4 protein-coding genes are annotated in these 2,949 nt (G+C 30.4%); all 4 read right to left on the bottom strand.

Annotated elements, in window-relative coordinates; translation table 11 throughout:
* Positions 1–155: 155 nt before the first annotated feature.
* The gene (locus tag CCE28_RS21770; RefSeq protein WP_095136334.1) at positions 156–590 is read right to left on the bottom strand and encodes a hypothetical protein; all 435 of its coding nucleotides are present in this window, start codon (positions 588–590) and stop codon (positions 156–158) included.
* Between the two features lie 158 nt (positions 591–748).
* The gene (locus tag CCE28_RS21765) at positions 749–1,159 is read right to left on the bottom strand and encodes a hypothetical protein (protein WP_095136333.1); all 411 of its coding nucleotides are present in this window, start codon (positions 1,157–1,159) and stop codon (positions 749–751) included.
* 213 nt (positions 1,160–1,372) lie between these two features.
* A complete protein-coding gene (locus tag CCE28_RS21760; RefSeq protein WP_095136332.1) occupies positions 1,373–1,900 on the bottom strand; it encodes a hypothetical protein in 528 nt (175 codons plus the stop codon).
* Positions 1,901–2,106: 206 nt separating this feature from the next.
* The gene (locus tag CCE28_RS21755; protein WP_095136330.1) at positions 2,107–2,775 is read right to left on the bottom strand and encodes a hypothetical protein; all 669 of its coding nucleotides are present in this window, start codon (positions 2,773–2,775) and stop codon (positions 2,107–2,109) included.
* Positions 2,776–2,949: the final 174 nt, after the last annotated feature.

The following is a 2,949-nucleotide window of genomic DNA, read 5'->3' as shown; positions in this document are numbered from 1 at the left end:
CGTTTATCCTATTTAAAATTAAAATCCACTAACACATGGAACGCATAATCTAGATAATCGTCAGCTGGTTATTCCACCTAACGTTTTAGCAGTTCAAGGTGTTCTACATACTTCAAGTAGGATATCTTGAATTGCATGTTAGGTAGAGTGCAGCCCTACCATTTAACTTTCTCACTATATAGCTTATTTTTATGGTTATCAAACTCTGATATTTTTTTCAAATTCAGATTATCTATATTTAATTCCCAAATTGCTGCATTATCAGACCATGGATCTATAAAAATTTCTACTATTTTTGAATTCTTTTTCTTTAAATCGTGCACCCAGTTTAATTCTTTTCTATCAATAACAATATTTTTTTTATTTTTCCAAACGACTAATACATCTCCACCTATCACACACCATTCTTCTTTATCACAAAGTAATCCACATTCAATCTCACCATAAAACTCATGTAAAAATATTTCTTTTTTTCGAACTTTATCATATAAACATACTTCTTCCCAAAGATATCCCAAAATGAACTTTTCTGTTTCTTGTAAAATTTTAAAATTATCATATTCTATAACTAGCTTTCTATTATCATGCATTTTAATTCCCTCTTTTTTATTACTGCATTTTACCTAACGGTGTTACTATATTGCGACGTTCTCATGGTTTTCGTGGAATGTTTGAAAATAGTATGTTAGATGATGAGTAATTCTCACATCCCTATATTCAAAGTATTTGTACTCTTATCTTAGATATATCATTCTTTTATCAAAGTTACTTTCACATCTTCTATTGATTTTATCGGACAGGCTAATAAAATTTTGTAACCTCTTATTTGCAAGAAATAAGGGTATTCTTTTTGTTTTTTCCCTAATACCAAATGCAACCCATTTCGAACTAATTTCATCTGTTGCCCAAAATCTTTTGGAAAAACATATATACCTGATGGTTGATTTATTGGTACATACTTACTTAGATCTAAAATTCGTACATGTACTGACCCTTTTTCAGAAACTCCTTGCGAATATAATACATCAGTTACAATATCTATGCTAAATCTTTTTTCCAAGTCGTAATCATCATATATACATGTTACTACTCCATTAGAATATTTAATATTTTCTACAGTTGAATCTCCGCTTAAGTTTTTTATATTCCAAGTTTGCATCTGTTTTTTACCTCCAAGAAAAACTGTATGTTCCAATTATTTTTTTATTTTGCTTTTCATCTAACGTTCTGGGTGTTCTCTATGTTCGATCTGACCCTCAAAACCCTTCTTCATAGAGAATGAATGTTGGGAACACTCTGTTAGATGATGTTGTACGGGAAAACTACCACTAAAGTCATATTATATTAACTATAACTACAAATATACATACTCTTAATTTACAATTTTACATTCTTCGAGTAGTATCCACATATTCACTTCATCATAGCCTTTCACTTTACCACTTATTAATTGATTAGGATATAAACTTTTACATGAAGAATTTTGTACACAAGCCTCATAATCCCCTAATGCTAATGTATATTCACCTACTTTTATTAGCATCCCTTGTGGATAAAGCACTTCAATACTACCTTGCAGTTTCATTCCAACAGTATAATCTTCTTTACTTTTCCTCCATAGTTCAAGATGAGCACTACAATGGAATTCCCATAATTCTTCAAATTCATCTTTAGAAATCATACTAATATCCCCATCAAAAGAATTAATATCCTTGAGAGTAACCTTACCTTCTGCTAAATAATATTCAAATTCTTTATCCTTCCTATTTGATCCTACCCATCTATCTTCAATGAGCATTAATTGTCTCAATACATACTCATCTATCAATTCATAATATGTCACAGATGGAATCCCTTCATTGTATTCTCCAGTTTTATCAGTCCACTTAAAATAAATCATTCTTATAACCCCTAAATATAATAATTTTTACTAATGTCTATATACTAGCTCACAATGTCATCTAACGTTCTTGCTATATTGCGACGTTCCACACGCTCTCTGTGGAATGTGTGTAAATAGTATGTTATGTGTAGTGGCAATTGCATTACCCACTTTAACTTAATAGATTATTGCAAGATAAAAAATCTAACTACCCAAATATCAACTTATTCTTTTTTTGTTCCTTTAAATAGTGAAAGAAAAAACTTATGATGTAGTATAAAAATCAATCCCATTGACGCAGATGCAATATTATGAAATATCTTGAAAGAAAAAGGCCAAATAGGAACCTTTAAATGAATTCGCTCCACTTTCCCATTTAATTTGTCTTTGATACTGACAGTGTTCCTTGATGAAATCTTGTAAGTTTTATTACCCTTAAAAAAGGATTTTTTATATGTCATATTATACTCTGCCTGTAATTCTTCACTTCGCTTATAATCAATCTCCTTTTCAGAATAAACTAATTCACCCTTATCAAATATAAAATAGCTGTCGGTACGAGCTGTAACTATATGGATTCTATCTTCTTTAATCCCAAATGCAAACCATCCTCCTCCACCAGTTGGAAAACCAAATCCATATTGAAAGTTACCAGTACTATCATAAACTTGAATACTTCCTGTTTGTCCTTCACCAATATATATATTGCTGTCAGAGTCCACAGCAATTCCATTCTTTTCATTGAGAGGATACTGCTTGTAATACTTTTGACTGTTAACGCTATCCATACTACTTAAACCACTTATGAACCCTCCAATCCACCCAAATAAAAATAGAAACATTGCTACAACTGTTAAAACCATCTTAATAATATTATTATTTTTTGATTTCATAGCGATCTCCTTCACAAGTAATAGTAATTACATTGTTATTCTTATCAAGTTCATAATTTTCTATCAAAAATAAGTAACTCCATTCTTTTATGAATTACAAGACCGTTAAATTATGATTTTGAATCCTTGCTCCGATTTTGCCATTGCACATAACTACTCATTTCACGAACCAGT

Source organism: Anaeromicrobium sediminis (genome assembly GCF_002270055.1).
Lineage (GTDB): Bacteria > Bacillota > Clostridia > Peptostreptococcales > Thermotaleaceae > Anaeromicrobium > Anaeromicrobium sediminis.
This window is presented reverse-complemented; position numbering and strand designations above follow the sequence as displayed.